The sequence below is a fragment of the Klebsiella sp. 141203 genome (assembly GCF_032601985.1).
GTDB lineage: Bacteria > Pseudomonadota > Gammaproteobacteria > Enterobacterales > Enterobacteriaceae > Klebsiella > Klebsiella aerogenes.
Genome location: NZ_JAQIRL010000003.1, coordinates 750,613 through 772,061, shown reverse-complemented (window position 1 = coordinate 772,061; position 21,449 = coordinate 750,613). Strand labels below are relative to the sequence as shown.

The window sequence follows — 21,449 nt, the reverse complement described above, 5'->3', positions numbered from 1 at the left end:
AATAAGAAGAAGGTTTTGAAATGGCAGATACCATCTCATGTGTATTCCTTGATTTCTCCATAAAACGAATATGACTTCATTCAGAACACATAGGAACTTGTATGAGTATCTCCACTACGAAACACCATAACATTGGTCTGTCTGAGCTACAGCAACAAGAAATCATTACTAATAAATTCGAAGGTGAAACTTACACGTTCGTTGAGACTTTCTCTGGCACAGTCATCGATTCCGATCCAGGAAATGGTCAGATCTGGGTAAAAACCGACGCTGGGGATAAGAAGCAGATTTCCGACTATGGTATCCCGTTCAGAAATTCACACACTATCTATAAATACGAGCTTCGCCAGTATAGTCAGAATGGTTCATATGATGTGTATAAAGATGCACTTATCGTTAATAAAAAAACGGGTGAACACAAGGTAAACTTAAAAAGGAAAACCATTATTATCCCCGCTTTTCTGACAATGTTATTTCATACTGCCTCCACAGCATCGTATTACAGAGCTATGCCTGTTCCAAAGATGCTCACCGTTATTTTTATTTTACTTTGTGCTGCTGCGCTTATTTCATTTCTCACACTGCCTTGGGGATTTAAAGACGGCTATATGTGGAGCGACCACAAATACATCTGGTTTACATATCTTTTCTCAAGAATTGGAAGTTTTATTTGTATCAGATGGATTAAAAGAAGAAGCAAGAAATTTGATCATGAACTAAGAAACCTTATCGATTTAATAAAAAGATAAAAATTATCAGCAACAAAGAGTTAGCCCGTAGGTTCCTATTACGGGCTTTTGAATAATCACAATCCATATTTTCTTTTCTTCTCTTTGATGTATAACTCTCTTTTTAGGGTAGAAGCCTCATGTTTCCTTCTCTCATTAATGTAGACTTTTTCGGTTCTACTGCCATTGCTCACAATGAAATCGATAAGTGAAGAACATACACTTTTCATTCGTCCTTTATCGATCATGTCATTTTCAATTTTATTGATATAGCAATAATAAGAAAGAAGCAAAAAACTCAATACCACTTCCCTGTTTGAGAACGTTAGCTTTTCTATTTCAGACTGGTATTTAATGTAAAAACCGGCACAAAACAGGTATGATTGCTCTATAATTTCCTTTTCTTCAAAGCCTGATTCAGAGAGTTTATCAACGAATCTATCAAGCAAAAGAAGATACCTTTCCATGAGATTAATATTTACTTTTTCCATAATATGCATCCTTGCAATTTATTTTGGTCATCCTGACAATTAAAGAAATATCATAATTATTAATCATGTCAATAGTTATAACCTATCAAATTATATTTAAATATCTTTTACGGGTAAGGGTCTATTAAGCTCTTCAACTGTTATTTGCTTCAAATGACAATTATAAAGCCATATCTTGAACTGCTCTAAATATCTGTTATTTAATGCTATCAAAGCTTCGTTTTCAGTTTCGAGCCTTTTTATTCTCTGACAAGCGATTTCTAAATTAGCAGGCTTAATAGAACATTTTTCTTTAATACCACACTTGAGGACCTTCTTTTTTGAATTAAAACAATCCGATACCTTGACATGACTACTTAAAGATTGTCTTGAAGGTCTCTTACCAATGACCTTTACTAACTTGTCGCATAAAGCATCCCAGGTTAGCTTCTCATCTTTATTCCAGTTATTTATAACATTTGTTATGCTTTTTTCATCATAACCAGTAATATGTTTAGCCATTTATTCTCCTTTTATTATTTTAGTTTGAAACTCATACCATTTTTCAGCATTGACATTCCCATCATTTTTATCATGATATGTTTTTTCAATAATTTTATTATGAATTACCAATAGGCGGTCATCATCCTTTCCAGAGTCTTGTATTGGATAATAACCACATAGGTCAAAAGCATATGAGTGCTTGCAGTAACCATGCTTAGTAACGAGCACAGCTCCATCATTCAAAGAATCGAAATCAGTTATGTCCATGATCGCTATTTCTTTTTTCCTATGGCTATTACTTGCCTCGATTGTCGTTTTTTCTCTTATGAGTTTAGTCATTTGTAAGTGTGATCGGTGATCATAAGAAACATTTTGAGAAATAAGCTTACGCCCGGACCATCGAGCGATGCTAAACTCATCCATGCCATTAATTTGAGAAAAAGTATTCAACAGATGCCTTAATTGATGAGTTTTAATAGAATAGGGAATACCATCCTCATTGATATAGCCGTGTCTTTTGAACAGGTTTGTAGTGCCTTTAATACTTGCAAAAGCATTAATATCCATTCTAAAAAACTCAGCTGTTGGTCTGAAAAAAGATGTAAAATATTTTCTTTTCTTCTGACATAGTTGCCTGTCAAATAAAAGACATAAAGCATTTGAATATTTAATTCTTTTTTCTTCATCGTACCAAGGAAAATTCTGAGGCTTTGTGATAACGAGTGCATATTTGGATGACTCAGTGCCTTGACCTTCCATTGTTCTTGAGGCAGACCTTGCATGGTTGGACAGTTTTTTTAATCGGGCTATCGCCTTTTGAGCTATAGGGACCATTACTGTAGGAATCCATTTGATATCCCCAGCATAACCCTTTGCTGAAAAAAATCTTAAACCATATCGTTCAATGCCTTTGTCATCTTTTTCAGTAATCTCACAATCCGCTGGAAGACTTAAAATTTCTGAAATTCTTCCTGGAGCACACATGAGTAGTGCAAGAACAGAAGTAGTGAAAATGTCCCTTGTAGACAATTGGTTTTCATCTTTTGAGAAAATCTCAGCAATAGCTATTATGGATTTTATGTCTGGTAGTTTTGAGTGTCCTTCGAGTGAAGGTTCATAACCTTTCCAGCTCTGAGTTATTTTATACCTTAACGGATTTACCCAGAAAAAGTATGATGAGGTCGTCATTCTGTTTCCAGTTAAAAATGAACATAGTTTCTCAAGTTCTTTACCAATTCCAACTGCTTGTACTTTTGAATATTTGGCAGATGCTAACCTTGCACATTCATCAAATATGCTATTATTACACTTGATAACATTAGCTTCTCCGCATGATTTCATTAAAACAAACTCAATGATTTTCAACATTGACAAAGTATTCTGGTTTGACTTTGACTTGTTAAACGAGTGAATATGCAACATATAAGCTTTAGCAAAATCAATGAAACCACCATCTAATCTATCCTTGCTATTTCGATTATTGTTCATGTCAAACTTATTGAATCTATAATATCTCTTCCATACATTGCTTTCCCATGAAATCGCGAACTTCGAGTTAAAAATATTACTCTTACAAAATTCAATAAATTCATCAACATTTGAACTCGGATTATTAGCATTGACTGGCTCGAATAAGATTATATTGGTCATTGGGAACTCCAGGCTCTAAAGTTTTTACAAGTGAAACATTCAATTTGGTCGTTTTTACCATTTAAAAATCCGAATGAATTTAAAACATATTCAGTAAAGAGCTTCTTGTTTTTTGACTGTTCTTCTCCAAGAAATATCTTTGATAGCGGTTCAAAAAAAGGATTAAGCATCTTGTCTATATAATGAACATTGTCTGGACAATTTTTTATGTATATCCCTGATGAGTTTATAGATTTATGGTCTAATGCTTTAGCGATTACTTCAACTGATGCTCCTTCCTTTGCTAAACGAGTTCCCAGGGTATACCTAAATCGTCTTGCATTAATTCGTATAGGGCCGTTATTACTTGATGACCCAATGTTGAATTTAGTAGTCAAATTATTTAGTTTGTTTGAGATGAAAGAATTCTTCATATGTAAAAAATCAGTTGTCATGATGGTATCTAAACTTTGGCCAGTATCAATTAATACATATTGTTTAATGTCCATGAGTATAGGTAATTCATTTTTTAAATGACTAATATTCCTCTTGACCCTACCTTCGATATGTTTCTGGTTCTGATCAATCAAGGTTATAAGTTCCTCATACAGGCTATCGTCGATTCTCATCATGCTGAACACACTTCTGAAGTTCTTCCTTTGTTTTACTTTCGGTATATTTAGAAAACAACCCTCTTCCGTTCTGATGAGATCTTTCGCTTTCAACGAAGTTAGCTGTGATGGCCTCCTTCCCGTTGTTGCTAATAGAATAACGTAGCAATAAATAAACAGAGGGATTTTATCTTCTTTCAACAATTTTCTGATACTTTCAAGTATGATTTTCAGCTCTTCTTCCGTTAGTGGTCCACTATTCGGATCTCTTCGTTTAACGGCTTCCCCTGTTAAATTAGGTTTAATGGTTATTTTTTCCAGCATTCTTAGAGCTGAGTTATCTACTCCTTCATAACCGAGTTTTTTCCATTTACTAAGAAAGTTCTTTATTGAATTTAGCTTATAGTTTTTCTCAGGACCTAAGCTAACATTAAATTGATAAACCGCTTTGGAATTAATCATTTCAAGATCCATCAATCTTAGCCATTGGCTAAAGATGTGATTTATATTCTTTATGTAGCCTGCACTATATTCAGACGAAAAATATGCCAAGGTATTAAGATAACCAACACGCATCGACTCTGGCATTTTATCGGCAACCTTATGTGGGTAAACACAATTATTTATATCTAATTGCCATTTACTATCAGAAATCCTGAAGCTATACCCCTTCATCATTGAAAATAAATTATTATCTTTTTTTAATGTGCTTGTTTTCATTTCATACCTCCTTAGTTATTTTTCTTAAAGAGTCATAAACCCTTTCAATAACTTCCTTTTCTTTTATTGACATGTGTTTGAAGTTATAATTTTCTGACATCTTTGAATCTTTTGACCATCCCATGAGATAGCACCTCAACCCTGATTTTCGGCTGATGTCTAAATTCGAATCATCAATTTCATTTGAATAGAAATAGTTCCAGGAATGCCTCAGTTTATGACCTGATAAATTTTTTAATACCGGACTTGATTTTTTAATAGTCGAAATTATCTTTTCATATGCGGAAACAGATAAAGGTTCCCCTGTTGTTTTACATGAACTGTGTGTAACAAACAAGAAGTCATGCTTCTTCTTTTTGGTGTATTTATTTCTATAGTTATTTATGTAATCCAAAATCTCCATTGCTAACTCGTCCGACAATGGGATTTCCCTTTCACCAGTTTTGACTAAAGGTTGATTCAGCCTTCGATCTTCAATGCAATCGTGTCTTCTGAAAATATTAAGTGTATAACCTCTGGGATTGAAATCATTAACTTTTAGATTTAATAGCTCTCCTGCTCTTAAACCACAATTCAATAGTAAGGTAAAAATGAGCCTGTTTCTCACCTGAACCTCCTTCTGGAAGGGATTTTGGCTTCCTTCGACTTCCAATAGCTTGAATAGTGTCTTTATTTGTTCTTCACTTAGAGATTTATCTTTTCTGTTATTCACGCTAAGTGATTTATTTCGCGGGAGATGTGCTCTAATACTTTCTATGAAACTCTCGACTTCATATCTAGCATGAATTCCCTTAATAGAATGAAGTAAACCGCACAGCCAATTAAGATAGCTCGAAAAAACATGAATCCTATAACTGAAAGTTCTTTTAGCAACCTGTTCCATTTCTATCACTCTTACATTCGTAATCTTTTGCTTATCGAATCTCTGCCTTGCATACCGTATCAAGTCATCTACTTCTGCTACACTTAAGAACCCCTTGATTTCAATCCTATCAATGATATTTATGTTCCTGCTTTTCAGAAAATTGCTTAGTATAAGTAGGTTTGTTGCGACTATCTCTATCGTTGATGCGGTCGCACTTCTGTTTCTAACATTCGTTGTGAGATAAAGGTTTTGATAGTAAACTGGCAATTGTGTCTCCTTATCGAGAATCAAGCACCCTCTTTCACCATTACTCATCAAAAATTTTTTAATTTTATATGACATAAATAATTAATAGCCCTCCAAAAACTTTACATTTAATAATTACTATGACTTATCATTATTTTATCAATTTAAATTTTGCAAATTTTTTTGTTATATTTAGCTTTATTTATAATGAATTTAAATGCTTAAAAAAACTTCTTTCACGTGAAAGAAACAGGTACGGCTAGTTATAAGTATCCATACCCGATATTAAGAAACCACCTTTAAATACCTATGGCGTAAGCCCTGCCTGAAAAAACGTAAAGAATTACGTTAAATATAAGTTTTGTTAAGATATAAACTTTACAAATCTGAGAATTAATCTTCATAAATATGAAGGCTGTAATTTTATTTCAGGCGACATGCTTTCTTGAATTTTCGATAGTTAATTGAATCCACTCTTCCACTTCACTTTCAATGAAAGCAACTGCACGAGATCCAATTTTCACTGGTGATGGGAAACATCCTTTGCTGATTAGATGATAGATCCAGGCTTTACCGTATCCAGTGCGATGCAGAACCTCTGGTAAACGAATAAGGCGGGTGTTGTGCTGATTCATAGTCGTTTCCTCTTCTTTCGTTTTGATGGAAACGACTATACGAATGAATCAGTGGGAAAGAGACAGAAGCTGGGAATACCAGAGCTAATGGAGGTTGGCCTTAGTCAGAATCAGCGATTTTCATCACGTCTGAAACTCTGATGTTTTTGAGATGGCTGTTTTTGTTGATGAACAGATGAAACTGTCGGATGAAAGGTATACTCGCGGCCTTCAGAGCAAGGGGTCTGTCTGTGTCCCGAATTTGGTGATTAAGGCGGGTCTGTTCTTCATCATCATCGTCTGTGTAAAGGAGGCGTGAAAGACGGTCTTCTGATATCCGAACATTGTGCAGCGTTGACCATACAAGGATGTCGATCATGGGAATGAGTCTGTAGTTGATGATTTTCTTAATCGTTCCATAACCAAAGCGGATCGAGTCAGTAGTGTCAGCCTCAATACCTCTGACCTTACGCCACTGAGGTAGTGCGGCTTTCAGGGATTCAGCTATTTCCTCGTCAGTTCCATTCGCCAAGTCGATTTCGACCATGACAGTATCTCTGAACAGGCGAGGTAGGGACTCTGATACAGGGCTTTCGAGGAATTCACGGTTAACCGAGTACTCATCCCCTCCCTCCCAGAAGAAAAGTGAATTTCGTAGCCCCACAATACTGAGTTGCGCCAGTCTTTCAGTTGTTGTCAGAAAGAAGTGTGGTGGCTGGTAAAGAGTATCCTCTCTTGTGAGATAGCCGAGATGCTTTTCTGTGATGAGAAAGGGCTTTCCAGTGAAGATCCTGTCGATGTAGAGCCTTACGGCTTCTGCTTCAAATTCTTCATGATATGGTTTGAAGAACAATGTCCTTGCCAGCAATTCATGGTAGAGGTGTATAAGCGGAAGCTCTTCGAATCCGCGATATGTATCAATATCCAGCCACTTCTTCACCTCTCTCGTCTGCTCAACTGACCAGTTTTTCATAACGATCTCCAACATGCATTAGACTTAATGTATGTAGCTAACGTAATCGACATGTTAAAGGAAGACCAATGAAATGAGTTCAGATGCCATCAGGAAGTTGAACCAAGAGGTTTGATATTTTTTGATACAGTTTGCTAACGGACTATTTTCAGGGGGTTATGCCGTTACGATTTATGGTTCCTTTATAGAACCAAAGGTAAAGTCAGAAACAACATTTATCTAGAAAATTCAATCAAATAGATATCTAGTTACAGGGACGCCAGCCCAAAATTCTCCATCGGTGATTACCAGAGTCATCCGATGAAGTCCTAAGAGCCCGCACGGCGCAAGCCCTGCGGGCTTTTTTGTGCCTTGAATTTGTCCCGCGAAGTCTGATGCCAACTAATTAAATCCGAACCTTTTAGGCACCTTGTTAGGCACCTCATAAAGCTATATTGTTTTTGAGGTGCCTAAAACTATGGAAACCCGGCAATGGCAAGACAAACCAAACCTCTATCCGTTAAGGAAATCGAATCTGCTAAACCCAAAGAAGTGGACTACGTTCTCTATGATGGTGATGGCCTTGAGCTACTCATCAAATCCAGCGGAAGTAAAATCTGGCAGTTTCGCTACATTCGCCCTGTCACTAAGAAACGAGCGAAGAAGAGTATTGGTCCCTACCCGTCAGTTACCCTTGCCGATGCCAGAAACTACAGAGCAGAGTCTCGCTCTCTCCTGGCGAAACAAATCGATCCACAGGAACATCAGCAAGAACAACTTCGCAGTTCGCTGGAAGCCAAAACCAATACTTTCCAGCTCGTAGCTGAACGTTGGTGGAATGTGAAGAAAGCTAGTGTGACAGATGTTGTGGTCAACTAAAACTGGCCACGGCTTTAGAGTTTTTCCAGTATCGGTTTTCCGATTCGTTTGGAGGTAATCCACCGTTATAGTCATGCGGCCTTAGCGAGCTGTAATACCCGACGATATAGTTTGTGATCGCATGAGCTGCTTCGCTAAAGTTTATATAGCCTGTCACTGGCACCCACTCGTTTTTCAGACTTCTGAAGAAGCGTTCCATCGGGCTGTTATCCCAACAGTTTCCGCGTCGGCTCATACTTTGCCTAATCCGGTAACGCCACAGTAACTGCCGAAACTGCCTGCTTGTGTAGTGGCTACCCTGGTCACTGTGGAACATCACTCCCGCTGGTTTACCTCGGGTTTCCCACGCCATTTCCAGCGCTTTGATGGTTAGCTTGCTGTCCGGTGAGAATGACATTGCCCAGCCTACCGGTTTCCTGGCGAACAAATCGAGAACGACGGCGAGGTAAGCCCAGCGCCTGCCTGTCCAGATATACGTCACATCGCCGCACCATACCTGATTAGGCTCTGTCACTGCGAACTGTCGCTCAAGGTGATTTGGGATAGCGATGTGTTCATGACCACCCCGTTTATACCGGTGGGTGGGTTGCTGACAACTCACCAGTCCCAGTTCTTTCATGAGCCTGCCGGCAAGCCAGCGTCCCATTCTGAAGCCTCTCAGGGTTGCCATAATGGCGATACTTCTCGCGCCAGCAGAGCCATGGCTAATGTTATGCAGCTCCAGAACCTGAGTACGTAATACAGCCCGCTTGCCGTCTGGCTTTTCGAGGCTTTTCACCCAGTATTTGTAGCTGCTGCGATGAACCCCGAACACGTGGCAGAGTGTGACCACAGGATACTGCGCTCTGAGTTTCTCGATTAACGAGAACTGTTCAGGGAGTCTGACATCAAGAGCGCGGTAGCCTTTTTTAATATGTCGTTTTCCATTTCAATGCGTTGTAGCTTTTTCTTTAGCTCACGTATTTCAACCTGTTCTGGGGTTATAGGAGAGGCTTTAGGTATTTTGCCCTGTCGTTCATCCCGTAACTGCTTTACCCATCGCGTCATGGTAGAAAGCCCCACGTCCATAGCACTGGCCGCAGCTGCAACTGTGTAGTTCTGATCAAGGACCAGTTGAGCGGATTCGCGTTTAAACTCTGCGCTGAAATTTCTTTTTTTCATTGGGACACCTGTATTGTTCTGAGATGAGCATATCACCTCTGTTCAGGTGGCCAAATTCAGTAAACCACTACAAAGGGACATCATAGATATACCAAAGGCCATCTACCTGTATCGCCTACTGTGATAGATGACGTTATTGTTTTTCACGTGTATTAGATGAGCATGTTCTACTGTCTGGAAAATTCAAGAGAGTGAACTATTCGACAGAAACGCTCACTTGAGGAAACGAACGACAAGCCAATAACGTCCACCAAAGCCTCAACCAACACGCAAAACCCGGCCTTCAACAATCAACTTAAAAATCATGCCGTTACAAAAAACCTTCCATATCAACATCATCGACTCCCTTTTTGCGCCTTCCCCTTCGCGCAAAAAATCAAAATCCCCAACAAACTCAACCACCTCCCCCACCAATTACAAGGACGCTAGCACCAAAATTCTCCATCGGTGATTATTAGAGTCATCCGATGAAGTCCTGAGAGCCCGCACGGCGCAAGCCTTGCGGGATTTTTTGTGCCCTCAATTTGTCCCGTGAAGTCCGAAGAGAACTAATTAAATCCGAAGCTTTTAGGCACCTCATAAAGCTTTATTGTTTTTGAGGTGCCTAAAACTATGGAAACCCGGCAAAAGTGGACTGAACACCCCCCGGTAGAAGATCCTGCCAGTCTTATACTACGAATAAAACCCAGCACCATATATAAAACTCATAAAATATTGTCTAACAACCTAAAGTGAATCAATCGCCATTGTTTTAAATATACAAAAACGCTATATAAAAAAATTTATAGACACCTCAGTCTATCATATAAAACACAGTTTAAACATAAGTCCAACTTATGGGTTTCACCGACAAAATCCACACATTAAAAAAACAAAAGCCAAGCAGCCATAAATTACTTGTAGAGATTCATTTGCGAATCACGATAATGTTTTTTACTATCGCCAGATAGATATCAGGGGGCACTATGAATAATGGATTATATATTGTAATGTCGCCAGTTCAGTTGGCGGCAGTAATGTCTGATAAAACAGTGACAGAAGCGGAGACACTACAAAACAGATTGCTAGGTGGGCTCGATGTAGCAATGAGTACTGTTGAATTAGCCGGAGCTACGATTTTATGCGCAGCTCCTGACCCAACTATGTTGACCAAAGCGGCCTGTGTCGTCGTTGGCGCCCATGGACTCGATAGCCTTCATGCATCAATTGACCAAATCATCACAGGCCGTGATACCCGTACAGCGGCTTACCAGTTAGCAGTTGAAACTGCGCGTCAGTTCGGCGCCGACGCAAAGACAGCAATGAGCATTGGCCTGACCGTAGATATTGCTGTCCCGGCTGCATTTGGCCTCGCTTTAGGCGCTGCTCGTGTTGCTTATGTCCGCGCAGGAAATTTTAGAATCATAGATCATGAAGCCGTACGCCCAGTAAAAATTGGCGGTCACACGCTATCCAAACACGTATCGATTTCAGAAAAAGAGTTACTGGAACGTTTGGCGCGAAGCCCTCAGATGAGGTCTGCATCATCATTTTATTCTGTACAACATGCGGAAAAGGCTATCAGTAGCGCATTAAAAGCCAATAAACTCAAAGTAGTATATTGGGCAAACTCAGGCGCAGGTTCTCGTCCCCTTGAACTGACCTATAAAACCGGTAGTGCCGTTGGATATGGGTTCCGGCAAGGACTAAATGTCAAAGAAACCAGTTATACTGTCCGTGTAGTGTTACTGAAACAAGTTTATCAGGGGAAACCGTACTATGTTCTCACGTCTTACCCATATATGGGATAAAAACCCGGGCCGCAAGTACCCTGTCATGCAGGATATGCTCACTATTTACTTTAGTAACGAGCACGATGATTTTGGCAATTCGATTAATGAGATTATCGACAGCTATCGTGACTACAGTATTTCATCAATTGAAGATGCTAAATTAGAAATTTCCTCTTTATTAGAAATCGAAGATGAGGAAGCGCTTACCTCCATTATGGAGAAAATTGCGAATGACAGGTTCCATCCCGAACTGTGGGGTGAAACATGGCGTAGCTTCCTGGAGAAAACTCTTTTTTTATTAAAATATTAGTATCAAAAATATCTTATTCAGTAAGTTCTAATCTGCATTGGGAAGAGCGCTTACTGTTAATGTTATTTCAGAGTATCGAGTTATTTATACTCAGGCCAGATATTTTTGCCTTGTAAGTCCGGTGCTATTTCTGACTATCGTTTATTCCGATATCTGACATACACTGTAGCATCGGGCCATTGGGTATTGCCGGCCACAGGGGAGAAACTAATATGCAACTAACAGAAGCTCAACTGATGACCCGAGTTCCTGTCTGGCACGCATTATCGGAGCTGTTTACCGGGCGCGAACTCCAGGACTACGACTACCGATGGATGGCGCAGAAGTTAAAGGAGTCTGGTTTAAGCCGGGAAGAGATCTTTGTGATTCTGGATGAGGAAGTTGCCCCTGCCCTCCAGTCAAATCTTCTCTACAACCCAACGCCGGTGATGGACGGTTGGTCAGAGGAAGATATTAAACAGCTCGTTACAGAGTATGTATATAAGAAGCCGACAATTATCGAGCGCATTATTCCAACCCGCTTACTGCTGAAACAGCGACGTAAACACATTCAGGATGAACTCACCAAGCTTTTCGATGAGCTGGATAAATGCTTCTGAAAGGGTTTTAAGCGAAGCGATTGGCATACGTTTAGGTATACACCCAAAAACCAAGCTCATGCAGTACTGGAAATAAGACGTTGTGGAATTAGCGATGCCGCGAATATATTCACTTTCACCAGATAAACGGACACTCCCTCACGGAAGTGTCCGTTTTGTCTTTCAAACGTTAGCTGCGGGTTACGCGCCTACCGGCACATCGTGCGCGGTGTTTTTCAGCGCCGGTCCGGTGTACTTCTCGATCTGCAGCTGCGACATCTGGCCACAGTTCCCCTGCGCCAGGCTGGAGGAGCCGACGTCAAAGGTCAGACAGTTGACGTTACCGTTTTTACACAGCGATCCCGGCTGTGACGGATCGGCCGGATCAAACCATGCCCCTTCGCTGATGCGCACCACACCTTCGCGAACGTTATCGGTAATCACCGCCCCGACCAGAATCTGCCCGCGATCGTTAAAGGCGCGAACCAGATCGCCTTCGCTGATGCCGCGCGCGCTAGCATCTTTCGGATGGATCCAGATGGCTTCGCGATCGGCCACCGCGTATTTCTTGCGCAGCGGCGTATTATCGAGCTGAGAGTGCAGACGGTTAATCGGGTGACCGGTATTGAGCGACAGCGGATATTTCTCGGCTTCCGGCCCGCGATACCACTCGTGCGGCGGCATCCAGGTTGGAATCGCTTTGCAGTCCTCGTAGCCCATTTTGGCGATGGCGTCAGAGTAGATCTCGATTTTCCCTGACGGCGTTCCCAGCGGGTTGAGCAGCGGGTTCTCGCGGAAATCGGCGAAACGCACCCACTGGGTGTTCTCTTGCGGGATCGGGAAGCGAATGTAGTTGTTGGAAGCCCAGAACATATCAAACGGCGGCAGCGCCACGCGAGCGTTGCGCGCCTGGGCTTTCATCTCGTCATACATGCCCTTCAACCACAGCATCTCATCTTTGCCTTCGGTAAAGGCCTCGTGCACCCCAAGGATCTCGGAAATCCCCGCAAAGACATCAAAATCGTTTTTCGCTTCGTTCTGCGGCGGCACGCACTGGCGCAGCGGGAAGACATAAAGCTGCGAATAGTCACCGCCCATGTCCATGTCGTTGCGCTCGTAGGTGGTGGTCACCGGCAGTACGATGTCCGCGTGTTTCGCCGTCGCCGTCCAGTACGGTTCGTTCACCACCACGGTTTCCGGATGCTGCCAAGCTTTCACCAGGTTGTTGGTATCCTGATGCTGGTGGAAGGTGTTACCGCCCGCCACGTACACCATTTTAATATCCGGATAGGTGACTTTCGTGCCGTTATAGTCGATGGTCTTGCCTGGGTTCGCCAGCGCATCGGCGATGCGCGCCACCGGGAACGGCGTAATATCTTTCGCCGCCGGCGACGTTGGGCTACCGGCGGAAATCCCCGCCAGAATACCGCCGCGCGCGGTTGGGCTACCGCCGGAAGAGTAGTGATAGCTAAAGCCGAAACCGCCGCCGGGCAGGCCAATCTGCCCCAGCATGGCCGCCAGCGTCACCATCATCCAGTGGGCCTGTTCGCCATGATGCTGACGCTGAATGCCCCAGCCGCCCATGATCATGGTGCGATGCTTCGCCATATCTCGCGCCAGCTGCTTGATAGTCTCAGCATCAACGCCGCTGATATCCGCAGCCCAGTTGGCATCCTTAACGACGCCATCTTCTTTACCGTTCAGGTAAGCTTCAAATTTATCGAACCCTACGGTGTAGGTTTTCAGGAAATCAGGGTTATGCAGATTTTCAGCCAGCAGCGTATGGGCCACCCCCGCCATCAGCGCGCAGTCGGTGTAGCTGCGCGGGGCGATCCACTCGGCGCCTAACTCACGCGCGCTGTCGCTGCGCACCGGGTCGATACAGATCATCCGGGTGCCCTTTTTCTTAAGCGCTTCAAAGCCCGTCTGGCCGACGTGATCCGGCAGGTTCCAGCTGTTTTTCAGCGTGATCATGGGGTTACAACCGATCATCACCACCAGCTCGCTGTTATCAATCACGTTTGGCCACGCGGTCTGCTGTTCGTAAACTTCAACAGAGCCGACCACGTGCGGCATAATCACCTGCGCCGCGCCGGTGGAGTAGTCACCGGAATAGCCGACAAAGCCGCCCGCCAGGTTCATCATGCGCTGCAGCAGCGTTCTTGGGTTATGGAACATCCCGACGCTTTTCCAGCCGTAAGAACCGGCATAAATAGATGATGGGCCATGCTCTTTCTGCAGACGGCTGATTTCACCCGCCACCAGATGCAGGGCTTTATCCCAGCTGACACGGACCCACTCATCGCGGCCGCGCAGCTCTGGCTTACTGTTTTTCGCCCCGCCTTCTAACCAGCTTTTACGCACCATCGGATATTTAATCCGGTTTTCGGCGTGAACCTGATACGGCGCCATAGTAATCAGTTCGTTGGGATACGGATCGTCTTTTATTGGGCGAACGTCAACCATTTTGCCGTCGCGGACGATGGCTTCAAACGCGCCCCAGTGGGCGCCGGTGAGAATCCCGCTTTCCGCCTGGCGTAATGCGATAAACTGCGGCATCGCCTGGCTAATGGCCTCCGCCAGCGCCGAACGCGGCCACAGCCCCGCCAGCAGCGGCGCCGCCATCAGGGCGCTGGCGCCAGCCAGAAAACGGCGACGCGTCAGATTCATACCGGGTTCCTGGCTCTGATCCGCCATGTCATAATCGTTATTCTTTTTCATCATGGCTCCTTATTGTTTGTCCTGATTGGCCGCTGCTGGCATGTCGCTCGCATGTTTTTGTACGTACTGGGTCAGGAGACGAACCTGTTCCTGAGTCAGTGAAGTACGGCCGGACATACCTTTAACCACCCCAATCCACTGGTTGGCGTTAAAGCGATTCAACTCGGTCAGGCCATGACAGCCGGTACAGTTGTTAGCCATTAATTCAGAAGCGTAACTCCAGATTTTTTGCTGATCGCCAATCAGATTTTTCGCCGGCAGCCAGACCTGCAGATCGACTTCATGCCAGACCTGTTTGGTCTCTTCATCGGTAACGGAGCCAGACACTTTTAACGCTTTGCGGGCCTCTTCGCCCAGCAGCGCGCTCATAATACGTTTGCCGCGCGCGGCGTAGAAGGCTTCGGTGACGCCATCCTGTTGCCAGCCATGAACATCCGCCAGCACCATGTCGCCTTCACGCTTCACCACTTTCACTTCAGTGGAGGCCATCAGGTTACCGTCGTTATGGTCGCCTGCTTTCTCGCTCAGCCAGAACGGCTGGGTCTGAATGGTGTAAAGGGTGGTCGCGGTCGCCGGGGTTTTCGCCGCCGCGTTAGCGAGCTCGCTGGCCCCTGCCGCCGCCAGGCCGCTCATGTTCGGCAGAATATGCGCCACGCCTTTATGGCAGTCGATGCAGGTTTCGCCCTCTTTGATCGCGACCGGGTGCTGCTTACGGGCTTCAGGAGTCTGCGCCAGAATATCCATCGCTTTATAGTCGTGGCAGGAACGGCAGGTCGCCGAATCGCTCTTCTTCAACCCATCCCAGACGCTCTGGGCCATCGCCAGTTTATGCGCCTCGTATTTTTCCGGGGTGTCGATTTTGCCGGTCATTTCACCCCAGACATCTTTCAGGGCGCCAATTTTGGTCAGCATATAATCGATCGGCTGATGAGGAACGTGGCAATCGGCGCACTCGGCGCGAATACCTTTATCGTTCTGAAAATGCACGCTGCCCTGATATTCCGCCAGAGGCTGCTGCATGGTATGACATGACACACAAAATTCGGTATCGCTGGTTTTATGCATAATAGTCGCGGTACCAGCCAGCAATACCACGCCAATAATGATCCCAACCAGCAAGGCGATAAATATAATTTTTCGCCTACCAGAGCGTTCCAGTGAAAGTTTACTCATCTTATTATTTAACCCTTTTCCTAAATGAAAGACGCAAAAGTCCCTGCCAGATGGCAATCGTTATATAAATAAATCTATAACGATTGCACTCACCTTCTAATCCAACTGTATTTATGGAGATTTTCGGAGCCAGGATAATCAGCCGGGGGTGATTATCCTGTGATTTCAGAGCGATAACCCATTGCAAATCCAATATGCCTTCGAGCAATACTCACGTTATTTTAATTATTTCAGTGTAGCGGCTTGTTCTTTTTTCGCGCGGTCAATACTACGAATGATAATTTCTCGCTGAGCATCATCCGCCGGTAACAGTTGCAGCATCAGCTGCCACGCCGCGATCGCTTTGTCATACTGCTGGTGCTCAAAGGCGTTAAACGCCGCCAGGCTAAGCACCCGTACATCATTATGGTTATTCTTCAGCAACGTATCGAGCAGTTGCTGGGCTTCACGGCTATCGTTGGGATCCGTAGAGTGAAGTAACGCTTCGGTATATCCCAGCTGCGCATCGGCGTTGCCTGGCGCCAGCTGTCGTGCCTTATCAAACGCCTGTAACGCGGCGCCTGGATTATTGAGCACCAGTTGCAGCCTGCCGAGCATCGTCCAGCTCAGCTGGTCGGCCGGGTATTGCTGCAGGCGGGTGCGTAGCCCCAGCGCCAGTCGAAACAGCTCTTCTTCCGACAACGGTTTACCCTGTGGATCCATCACCCGCTGCATCAGCTGCGGCGTTTGCTGGACAACTTGCTGCCACTCAACCACGCGGGTCATGTAACTCGTTCGGATAAAAACCCCTACGCATAAAGAGGTTAGTATAATAACCCCAAGAATATACACCCAATAACTACTATTTTTGTGATTCGTTTCGGCAGATTCGGGCAAATCTTCCAATAAATTCAAGCGTAAATCGTCAACCAGCTGCTGTTGCTGCGCCGCGTTCACCGCTGAAATGTCCTCATCAAGCTCCTGCAGGCGCGCCCGATAAATCATATGGTTCATGGTATTGCGGTCAACGCGCTGTCTGCCGCTCCACGGAATAAACAGCAGCGCCGCCGTTCCCAGCAGTAACACCAACATGATGAGCAAAGCGACAATCATTTCAGGGTCCTTTTATTGTCATCAAGCAGCGCCTTTAAGCGTTCCTGTTCCTGCGCGCTCAGTTCGCTGACGCGTTCAGCCCGTGAGCGACGGCTTAAACGGAAAATCACCAGCGCGCCGCCCACAACAAAACAAGCCGGCAGCAGCCAGAGGATAATCGTCGCGGGGGTCACCGGCGGTTCGTAGGTCACGAAGTTGCCATAGCGCGCCACCATGTAATCGGTGATTTGCTGATTGCTTTGTCCCTGCTCCATCAATTGCCAGACCTTTTTGCGCATGTCGGCGGCAATCATCGAGTTCGAATCGGCAATACTGTTGTTCTGGCATTTCGGGCAGCGCAGCTGTTCGGTCAACTGGCGGAACTGCTGCTCCTGAGCCTCATCTTTAAATGGATAGGTATCAATCGCCGCCAGCGCCTGAAACGAGAACAGCGCCGTCAGTAAAGTGATGAGAAGATATTTCACGCGCCCCCCTGCTGGCTATATTTATTCCACAGCGGCAGAATCTCCTGCTGCCAGACCCGCTCGTTCACATCGCCGGCATGGCGGTAGCGGATAATGCCTTTGCCGTCGATGAGAAAAGTTTCCGGCGCGCCATACACGCCAAGATCCAGCCCCAGCATACCGTCGCCGTCAAACACTCCCAGCGCATACGGGTTGCCCAATTCGTGCAGCCAGTACACCGCTTTCTGGCGATCGTCTTTATAGTTGATGCCAACGATGCGAATGCCCTGCGCCGCCAGAGAGCGCAAATACTGATGCTCCGCCCGACAGGTGGGACACCAGGTGGCCCAGACGTTAATCAGCACCGGTTTACCATTGATAATGTTAGAGGGATCCAGCATGACATCCGGTTTTTCCAGTGACGCCAGGCGGAAATCCGGCAGAGGTTTACCCACCAGCGCAGATTCAAGCACGGTAGGATCGTCGCCGTCGCTATTGCGCATCAGTTGCCACATCAGCGCCGCAGCCAGAATCAGGAAGATAGCCAGCGGTAAATATAAGACTTTGCGGTTCATCACGCGTTCTCCGGCAGTGATTTACGTAAGCGGTAACGTGGGTCCAGGATGCACAGCACGCCGCCAAACGCCATTAACATCCCGCCGAACCAGATCCAGCGAACAAAAGGTTTATAGTACAAGCGCACCGCCCAGCTACCGTCGGCCAGCTCTTCACCCAGCGCAGCGTACAGGTCGCGCGCCAGCCCGCCGTCGATGGCGGCTTCGGTCATCTCCATCCGGCTGCTGCTGTAAATGCGTTTCTCCGCCCGCAGCGTACTCACGTGATGGCCATTCTGCGAAACTTCGATCACCCCTTCACCGCCAAAGTAGTTCGGCCCGGTGATATCCCGCACGTCACGGAACACAAAGTGATACTGGTGGATATCGACGCTATCGCCCGGCTTCATTCGCACGTCGCGTTCGATGCTGTAATTCTGACTGAAGGCGATGCCAATGACGGTGACCACCAGCCCCACATGGCCGGCGACCATTCCCCAGTGGCTGCGTCCGAGGCGGGTCAGCCCGCGCCAGAAGGGGTGGCGGTCGGTGGCGCGCTCCACCACTTCCATCACGGTAAGCACGAATGCCCACAGCGACATCAGCAGGCCAACTACGGTCATGGCTTTAATACGATCCTGCATCAGCCACGGCAGTGCGATGGCCAGTACGACGGCAACCACCGCGGCAATCAGCAGCCGCTTACGCAGCTTGTGGAATTCATCGCGACGCCAGCGCACCAGCGGCCCGATCCCAAGCAGCAACGAGAACGGGATCATCAGCGCAATAAAGAGGGAATTAAAGAACGGCTCGCCGATAGAAATGCTGCCTAGCCCCAGTAGCTTGTGTATCAGCGGCAGCAGCGTCCCCAGCAGTACCACCAGCATGGCGGCAATCAGCAGCACATTGTTGCCCAGCAACAGCGACTCGCGCGACCACAGTTCGTGACGCACCCGGGAACGTACCTTGCCGCCTTTGATGGCGAATAACAGCAGCGAACCGCCGATAGTGATCACCAACAGCGCCAGAATAAACATGCCGCGCGTAGGATCGGAAGCGAAGGAGTGTACGGAAATCAGTACCCCGGAACGCACCAGGAAAGTGCCCAGCAGGCACAGCGAGAACGCCAGAATCGCCAGCAGTACGGTCCAGGATTTAAAGCTGCCGCGCTTTTCGGTGACCGATAGCGAGTGAATCAGCGCCGTTCCCGCCAGCCACGGCATCAGGGAGGCGTTTTCTACCGGATCCCAGAACCACCAGCCGCCCCAGCCGAGCTCATAATAGGCCCACGCCGACCCCAGCACGATACCGACCGTCAGAAAGCTCCACGCCGCCAGCGTCCACGGGCGTGACCAGCGCGCCCACGCGCTATCAAGGCGCCCGGTCATCAGCGACGCAATGGCGAAAGCGAAGGCCACGGAGAAGCCCACATAGCCCATGTACAGCATCGGCGGGTGGAAGATCAGCCCGATATCCTGCAGCATCGGGTTCAGATCGCGCCCCTCGATGGGGAAATCAGGTAGCGTGCGCACGAACGGATTTGAGGTCAGCAGGATGAACGCAAGGAAGCAGAAGGAGATCATCCCCATTACCGCCAGCACCCGCGAAGAGGCTTCCAGCGGAATATTACGGCTCAGGGCCGCGACCGCGCAGGTCCAGCCGCTCATCAGCAATACCCACAGCAGCAACGATCCCTCGTGGGCCCCCCAAGTCGCCGCTACGCGATACCACACCGGCAGCAGCGTATTCGAGTTACTGACGACATACAGAACGGTGAAGTCATTCACCACAAAGGCGTACACCAGAATGAGAAACGCCCCGAGGATGGCGGCAAACATCGCTACCGACAGCGGCTTCGCCAGCGCCATCATCCGCGCATCCTGCCGCATCGCGCCCCAGGAGGGAAATAGCGCCAGCAGGCAGGAAATGCCCAGCGCCAGGCACAGCAGGAAGAGGCCGATTTCAGGGATCATTGCGCGGCTCCCTGCGGCTTCTCAGCGGGATGATGATTCTCTTCCATCGCTTCTTTCACTTCCGGAGGGGTGTAATTTTCATCGTGTTTCGCCAGCACTTCCTTCGCGCGGATATGCGTCCCGTCCTGCAGCGTCCCCTGGGCTACAACCCCCTGCCCTTCGCGGAACAACGCCGGCAGGATCCCGGTATAGCTCACCTCGACGACGCCGCGGGCATCATAGAGTTTGAAGGTCACATCGAGGGTTTTATCGTCACGCTTCACGCTGCCGGGCATCACCATGCCGCCGATACGTAGACGCTGCCCCGGCTCTGGCTTCTGGCCATTTTCCCGTTTGCCGTATATCACTTCGCCCGGTGTATAGAAGAGATCGATATTGGAGCTTAATGCATACATCACCAGACCAACGGTCAGCGCCAGCCCCCCAATCACTCCGCAGGCGAGCCAGAGACGTACTTTACGCCGAGGATTCACAACGCATCTCCCTTCATTGAGCTTTGCTTACGCGCCGCCGATACCCGGCGTTCGCGCGCCATCTGCCGGCGTACATCCGCCAGTAGCGCCCGGCGCTGCCAGCGGGTGTGGATGAACAAAATCAGCAGCGCGATGACCGTCACTGCAACCGCCAGCCAGACATAAAAGGCGTAGCCGCCCATCTGCCAGAAATCGCTCCAGGAGTGAAAAGCGCGGGTCATGAGTTCTCCTCGCGCTTACTAGCGCCAGCCAGCGCCACGACCCACGGGCGGCGGCGCTCCTGCAACAGAATTAAATTACGCATACGCATTAATGTCAGAGTAATAAAGAGGAATAAGAAACCGAAAATGGTTAAACGCAACGGCATGCGCATCGACGGATCGATGGTTTTCTGCATATTGGTCGAGCCCTGATGCAGGGTGTTCCACCACTCCACGGAATAATGAATAATCGGCAGGTTAACCACCCCGACCAGCACCAGTATCCCGGCGGCGCGCCCGGCCAGCCGGCGATCGTCAAAAGCGTGATACAGGCCAATCACCCCGACGTATAAAAACAGCAGGACCAGTTCGGATGTCAGACGCGCATCCCACACCCACCAGGTTCCCCACATCGGTTTTCCCCACGCGGAACCGGTCACCAGCGCAATAAAGGTGTAAACCGCGCCTGGCAGCGCCATCGCCATCACCGCTTTATCCGCCATTTTCATCTGCCAGACCAGGCCGACAAAAGCGGTCACGGCCATTGAGCCGTAAATCCCCATCGACCACATCGCCGCCGGGACGTGTAGATACATGATGCGATAGCTTTCGCCCTGTTGATAATCTGCCGGGGCGAAAACAAATCCCCAGACGCAGCCCACCACCAGAAACAGCGCGCTGAGGATAGCCATTAGCGGAATGAATCGTCCGCATACGCTATACAGGCGCTCTGGAATGGCGAGTTGATGTAACACTTTCCACATTTTCTTTGCCTCATTGC

At 46.8% G+C, this 21,449-nt stretch carries 21 protein-coding genes and 1 pseudogene; 5 read left to right on the top strand and 17 right to left on the bottom strand.

Going from position 1 to position 21,449, the window contains the following annotated elements:
• Positions 1–101 precede the first annotated feature (101 nt).
• Positions 102–749: a hypothetical protein gene (locus tag PGR29_RS16275; RefSeq protein WP_029884405.1), complete on the top strand. Its 648-nt coding sequence runs from the start codon at positions 102–104 to the stop codon at positions 747–749.
• 56 nt (positions 750–805) lie between these two features.
• Here the strand turns inward: PGR29_RS16275 and PGR29_RS16270 are convergent, their stop codons facing one another.
• The 7 genes from PGR29_RS16270 to PGR29_RS16240 form a co-directional block, all read right to left on the bottom strand.
• The gene (locus tag PGR29_RS16270) at positions 806–1,219 is read right to left on the bottom strand and encodes a hypothetical protein (protein ID WP_029884404.1); all 414 of its coding nucleotides are present in this window, start codon (positions 1,217–1,219) and stop codon (positions 806–808) included.
• Between the two features lie 96 nt (positions 1,220–1,315).
• Entirely contained in the window at positions 1,316–1,720 is a 405-nt protein-coding gene (locus tag PGR29_RS16265) for a hypothetical protein (RefSeq protein ID WP_029884403.1), read from the bottom strand.
• Positions 1,721–3,352, bottom strand: a complete 1,632-nt coding sequence (locus PGR29_RS16260) for a DNA-binding protein (protein WP_316424895.1) — start codon at positions 3,350–3,352, stop codon at positions 1,721–1,723.
• Positions 3,349–4,662, bottom strand: a complete 1,314-nt coding sequence (locus PGR29_RS16255; protein WP_229997019.1) for a site-specific integrase — start codon at positions 4,660–4,662, stop codon at positions 3,349–3,351. The genes PGR29_RS16260 and PGR29_RS16255 overlap by 4 nt, the downstream gene beginning before the upstream one ends.
• Position 4,663: 1 nt before the next feature.
• Positions 4,664–5,869 (bottom strand): tyrosine-type recombinase/integrase, encoded by a 1,206-nt coding sequence (locus PGR29_RS16250; RefSeq protein WP_316424892.1) that lies wholly within the window; start codon positions 5,867–5,869, stop codon positions 4,664–4,666.
• Positions 5,870–6,201: 332 nt separating this feature from the next.
• The gene (locus PGR29_RS16245) at positions 6,202–6,408 is read right to left on the bottom strand and encodes a helix-turn-helix transcriptional regulator (RefSeq protein ID WP_033830513.1); all 207 of its coding nucleotides are present in this window, start codon (positions 6,406–6,408) and stop codon (positions 6,202–6,204) included.
• A gap of 100 nt (positions 6,409–6,508) precedes the next feature.
• Entirely contained in the window at positions 6,509–7,360 is an 852-nt protein-coding gene (locus PGR29_RS16240) for a DUF6387 family protein (RefSeq protein WP_029884399.1), read from the bottom strand.
• Between the two features lie 471 nt (positions 7,361–7,831).
• Here PGR29_RS16240 and PGR29_RS16235 point away from each other — a divergent pair.
• Positions 7,832–8,203: pseudogene (locus tag PGR29_RS16235) on the top strand (integrase arm-type DNA-binding domain-containing protein); the annotation flags it as partial.
• A gap of 7 nt (positions 8,204–8,210) precedes the next feature.
• On the opposite strand, the gene PGR29_RS16230 reads toward PGR29_RS16235, so the two are convergent.
• Positions 8,211–9,379, bottom strand: a protein-coding gene (locus PGR29_RS16230; protein ID WP_316424888.1) for an IS3 family transposase whose coding sequence is annotated in 2 segments (ribosomal slippage) — positions 8,211–9,130 and positions 9,130–9,379 — 1,170 coding nt in all. Because the reading frame shifts where the segments join, the coding sequence is not laid out codon by codon here.
• Positions 9,380–10,344: 965 nt separating this feature from the next.
• Between PGR29_RS16230 and PGR29_RS16225 the strand changes: the two genes are divergently transcribed.
• From PGR29_RS16225 to PGR29_RS16215, 3 genes are all read left to right on the top strand, one after another.
• On the top strand, positions 10,345–11,169 hold the full coding sequence (locus PGR29_RS16225; RefSeq protein ID WP_308953239.1) for an RNase A-like domain-containing protein: 825 nt from the start codon (positions 10,345–10,347) through the stop codon (positions 11,167–11,169).
• The gene (locus tag PGR29_RS16220) at positions 11,138–11,461 is read left to right on the top strand and encodes a contact-dependent growth inhibition system immunity protein (protein WP_308953238.1); all 324 of its coding nucleotides are present in this window, start codon (positions 11,138–11,140) and stop codon (positions 11,459–11,461) included. Before PGR29_RS16225 ends, PGR29_RS16220 begins: the two co-directional genes overlap by 32 nt.
• Before the next feature lie 212 nt (positions 11,462–11,673).
• Positions 11,674–12,060: a DUF7079 family protein gene (locus PGR29_RS16215; protein ID WP_064736906.1), complete on the top strand. Its 387-nt coding sequence runs from the start codon at positions 11,674–11,676 to the stop codon at positions 12,058–12,060.
• A 180-nt stretch (positions 12,061–12,240) separates the two neighbouring features.
• Here the strand turns inward: PGR29_RS16215 and torA are convergent, their stop codons facing one another.
• The 9 genes from torA to PGR29_RS16170 all read right to left on the bottom strand — a co-directional run bounded on the left by torA (position 12,241) and on the right by PGR29_RS16170 (position 21,432).
• Positions 12,241–14,760: a trimethylamine-N-oxide reductase TorA gene (torA, locus tag PGR29_RS16210; protein ID WP_072206485.1), complete on the bottom strand. Its 2,520-nt coding sequence runs from the start codon at positions 14,758–14,760 to the stop codon at positions 12,241–12,243.
• Between the two features lie 9 nt (positions 14,761–14,769).
• Entirely contained in the window at positions 14,770–15,933 is a 1,164-nt protein-coding gene (locus PGR29_RS16205) for a NapC/NirT family cytochrome c (RefSeq protein WP_006798114.1), read from the bottom strand.
• A 225-nt stretch (positions 15,934–16,158) separates the two neighbouring features.
• Positions 16,159–17,025 carry a c-type cytochrome biogenesis protein CcmI gene (ccmI, locus tag PGR29_RS16200; RefSeq protein ID WP_087858643.1) on the bottom strand — a complete coding sequence of 289 codons (867 nt, stop codon included), beginning with the start codon at positions 17,023–17,025 and terminating at the stop codon, positions 16,159–16,161.
• On the bottom strand, positions 17,022–17,489 hold the full coding sequence (locus PGR29_RS16195; RefSeq protein WP_032708925.1) for a cytochrome c-type biogenesis protein: 468 nt from the start codon (positions 17,487–17,489) through the stop codon (positions 17,022–17,024). The genes ccmI and PGR29_RS16195 overlap by 4 nt, the downstream gene beginning before the upstream one ends.
• Complete coding sequence (locus PGR29_RS16190; RefSeq protein ID WP_316424886.1) at positions 17,486–18,043, bottom strand: DsbE family thiol:disulfide interchange protein; 558 nt, start codon at positions 18,041–18,043, stop codon at positions 17,486–17,488. The genes PGR29_RS16195 and PGR29_RS16190 overlap by 4 nt, the downstream gene beginning before the upstream one ends.
• Entirely contained in the window at positions 18,043–19,995 is a 1,953-nt protein-coding gene (locus PGR29_RS16185) for a heme lyase CcmF/NrfE family subunit (RefSeq protein WP_020078141.1), read from the bottom strand. Before PGR29_RS16185 ends, PGR29_RS16190 begins: the two co-directional genes overlap by 1 nt.
• Positions 19,992–20,468, bottom strand: a complete 477-nt coding sequence (gene ccmE / locus PGR29_RS16180) for a cytochrome c maturation protein CcmE (protein WP_015703212.1) — start codon at positions 20,466–20,468, stop codon at positions 19,992–19,994. Before ccmE ends, PGR29_RS16185 begins: the two co-directional genes overlap by 4 nt.
• Positions 20,465–20,689 (bottom strand): heme exporter protein CcmD, encoded by a 225-nt coding sequence (ccmD, locus tag PGR29_RS16175; RefSeq protein WP_316424881.1) that lies wholly within the window; start codon positions 20,687–20,689, stop codon positions 20,465–20,467. The genes ccmE and ccmD overlap by 4 nt, the downstream gene beginning before the upstream one ends.
• Complete coding sequence (locus PGR29_RS16170) at positions 20,686–21,432, bottom strand: heme ABC transporter permease (RefSeq protein WP_087858648.1); 747 nt, start codon at positions 21,430–21,432, stop codon at positions 20,686–20,688. Before PGR29_RS16170 ends, ccmD begins: the two co-directional genes overlap by 4 nt.
• Between the last annotated feature and the right edge of the window lie 17 nt (positions 21,433–21,449).

What these genes read in the sequence shown, in the direction of transcription:
- PGR29_RS16275 (WP_029884405.1), top strand. Translation starts at nt 102, where the DNA reads ATGAGTATCTCCACTACGAAACACCATAACATTGGTCTGTCTGAGCTA.
- PGR29_RS16270 (WP_029884404.1), bottom strand. Translation starts at nt 1,219, where the DNA reads ATGGAAAAAGTAAATATTAATCTCATGGAAAGGTATCTTCTTTTGCTT.
- PGR29_RS16265 (WP_029884403.1), bottom strand. Translation starts at nt 1,720, where the DNA reads ATGGCTAAACATATTACTGGTTATGATGAAAAAAGCATAACAAATGTT.
- PGR29_RS16260 (WP_316424895.1), bottom strand. Translation starts at nt 3,352, where the DNA reads ATGACCAATATAATCTTATTCGAGCCAGTCAATGCTAATAATCCGAGT.
- PGR29_RS16255 (WP_229997019.1), bottom strand. Translation starts at nt 4,662, where the DNA reads ATGAAAACAAGCACATTAAAAAAAGATAATAATTTATTTTCAATGATG.
- PGR29_RS16250 (WP_316424892.1), bottom strand. Translation starts at nt 5,869, where the DNA reads ATGTCATATAAAATTAAAAAATTTTTGATGAGTAATGGTGAAAGAGGG.
- PGR29_RS16245 (WP_033830513.1), bottom strand. Translation starts at nt 6,408, where the DNA reads ATGAATCAGCACAACACCCGCCTTATTCGTTTACCAGAGGTTCTGCAT.
- PGR29_RS16240 (WP_029884399.1), bottom strand. Translation starts at nt 7,360, where the DNA reads ATGAAAAACTGGTCAGTTGAGCAGACGAGAGAGGTGAAGAAGTGGCTG.
- PGR29_RS16225 (WP_308953239.1), top strand. Translation starts at nt 10,345, where the DNA reads ATGAATAATGGATTATATATTGTAATGTCGCCAGTTCAGTTGGCGGCA.
- PGR29_RS16220 (WP_308953238.1), top strand. Translation starts at nt 11,138, where the DNA reads ATGTTCTCACGTCTTACCCATATATGGGATAAAAACCCGGGCCGCAAG.
- PGR29_RS16215 (WP_064736906.1), top strand. Translation starts at nt 11,674, where the DNA reads ATGCAACTAACAGAAGCTCAACTGATGACCCGAGTTCCTGTCTGGCAC.
- torA (WP_072206485.1), bottom strand. Translation starts at nt 14,760, where the DNA reads ATGAAAAAGAATAACGATTATGACATGGCGGATCAGAGCCAGGAACCC.
- PGR29_RS16205 (WP_006798114.1), bottom strand. Translation starts at nt 15,933, where the DNA reads ATGAGTAAACTTTCACTGGAACGCTCTGGTAGGCGAAAAATTATATTT.
- ccmI (WP_087858643.1), bottom strand. Translation starts at nt 17,025, where the DNA reads ATGATTGTCGCTTTGCTCATCATGTTGGTGTTACTGCTGGGAACGGCG.
- PGR29_RS16190 (WP_316424886.1), bottom strand. Translation starts at nt 18,043, where the DNA reads ATGAACCGCAAAGTCTTATATTTACCGCTGGCTATCTTCCTGATTCTG.
- PGR29_RS16185 (WP_020078141.1), bottom strand. Translation starts at nt 19,995, where the DNA reads ATGATCCCTGAAATCGGCCTCTTCCTGCTGTGCCTGGCGCTGGGCATT.
- ccmD (WP_316424881.1), bottom strand. Translation starts at nt 20,689, where the DNA reads ATGACCCGCGCTTTTCACTCCTGGAGCGATTTCTGGCAGATGGGCGGC.
- PGR29_RS16170 (WP_087858648.1), bottom strand. Translation starts at nt 21,432, where the DNA reads ATGTGGAAAGTGTTACATCAACTCGCCATTCCAGAGCGCCTGTATAGC.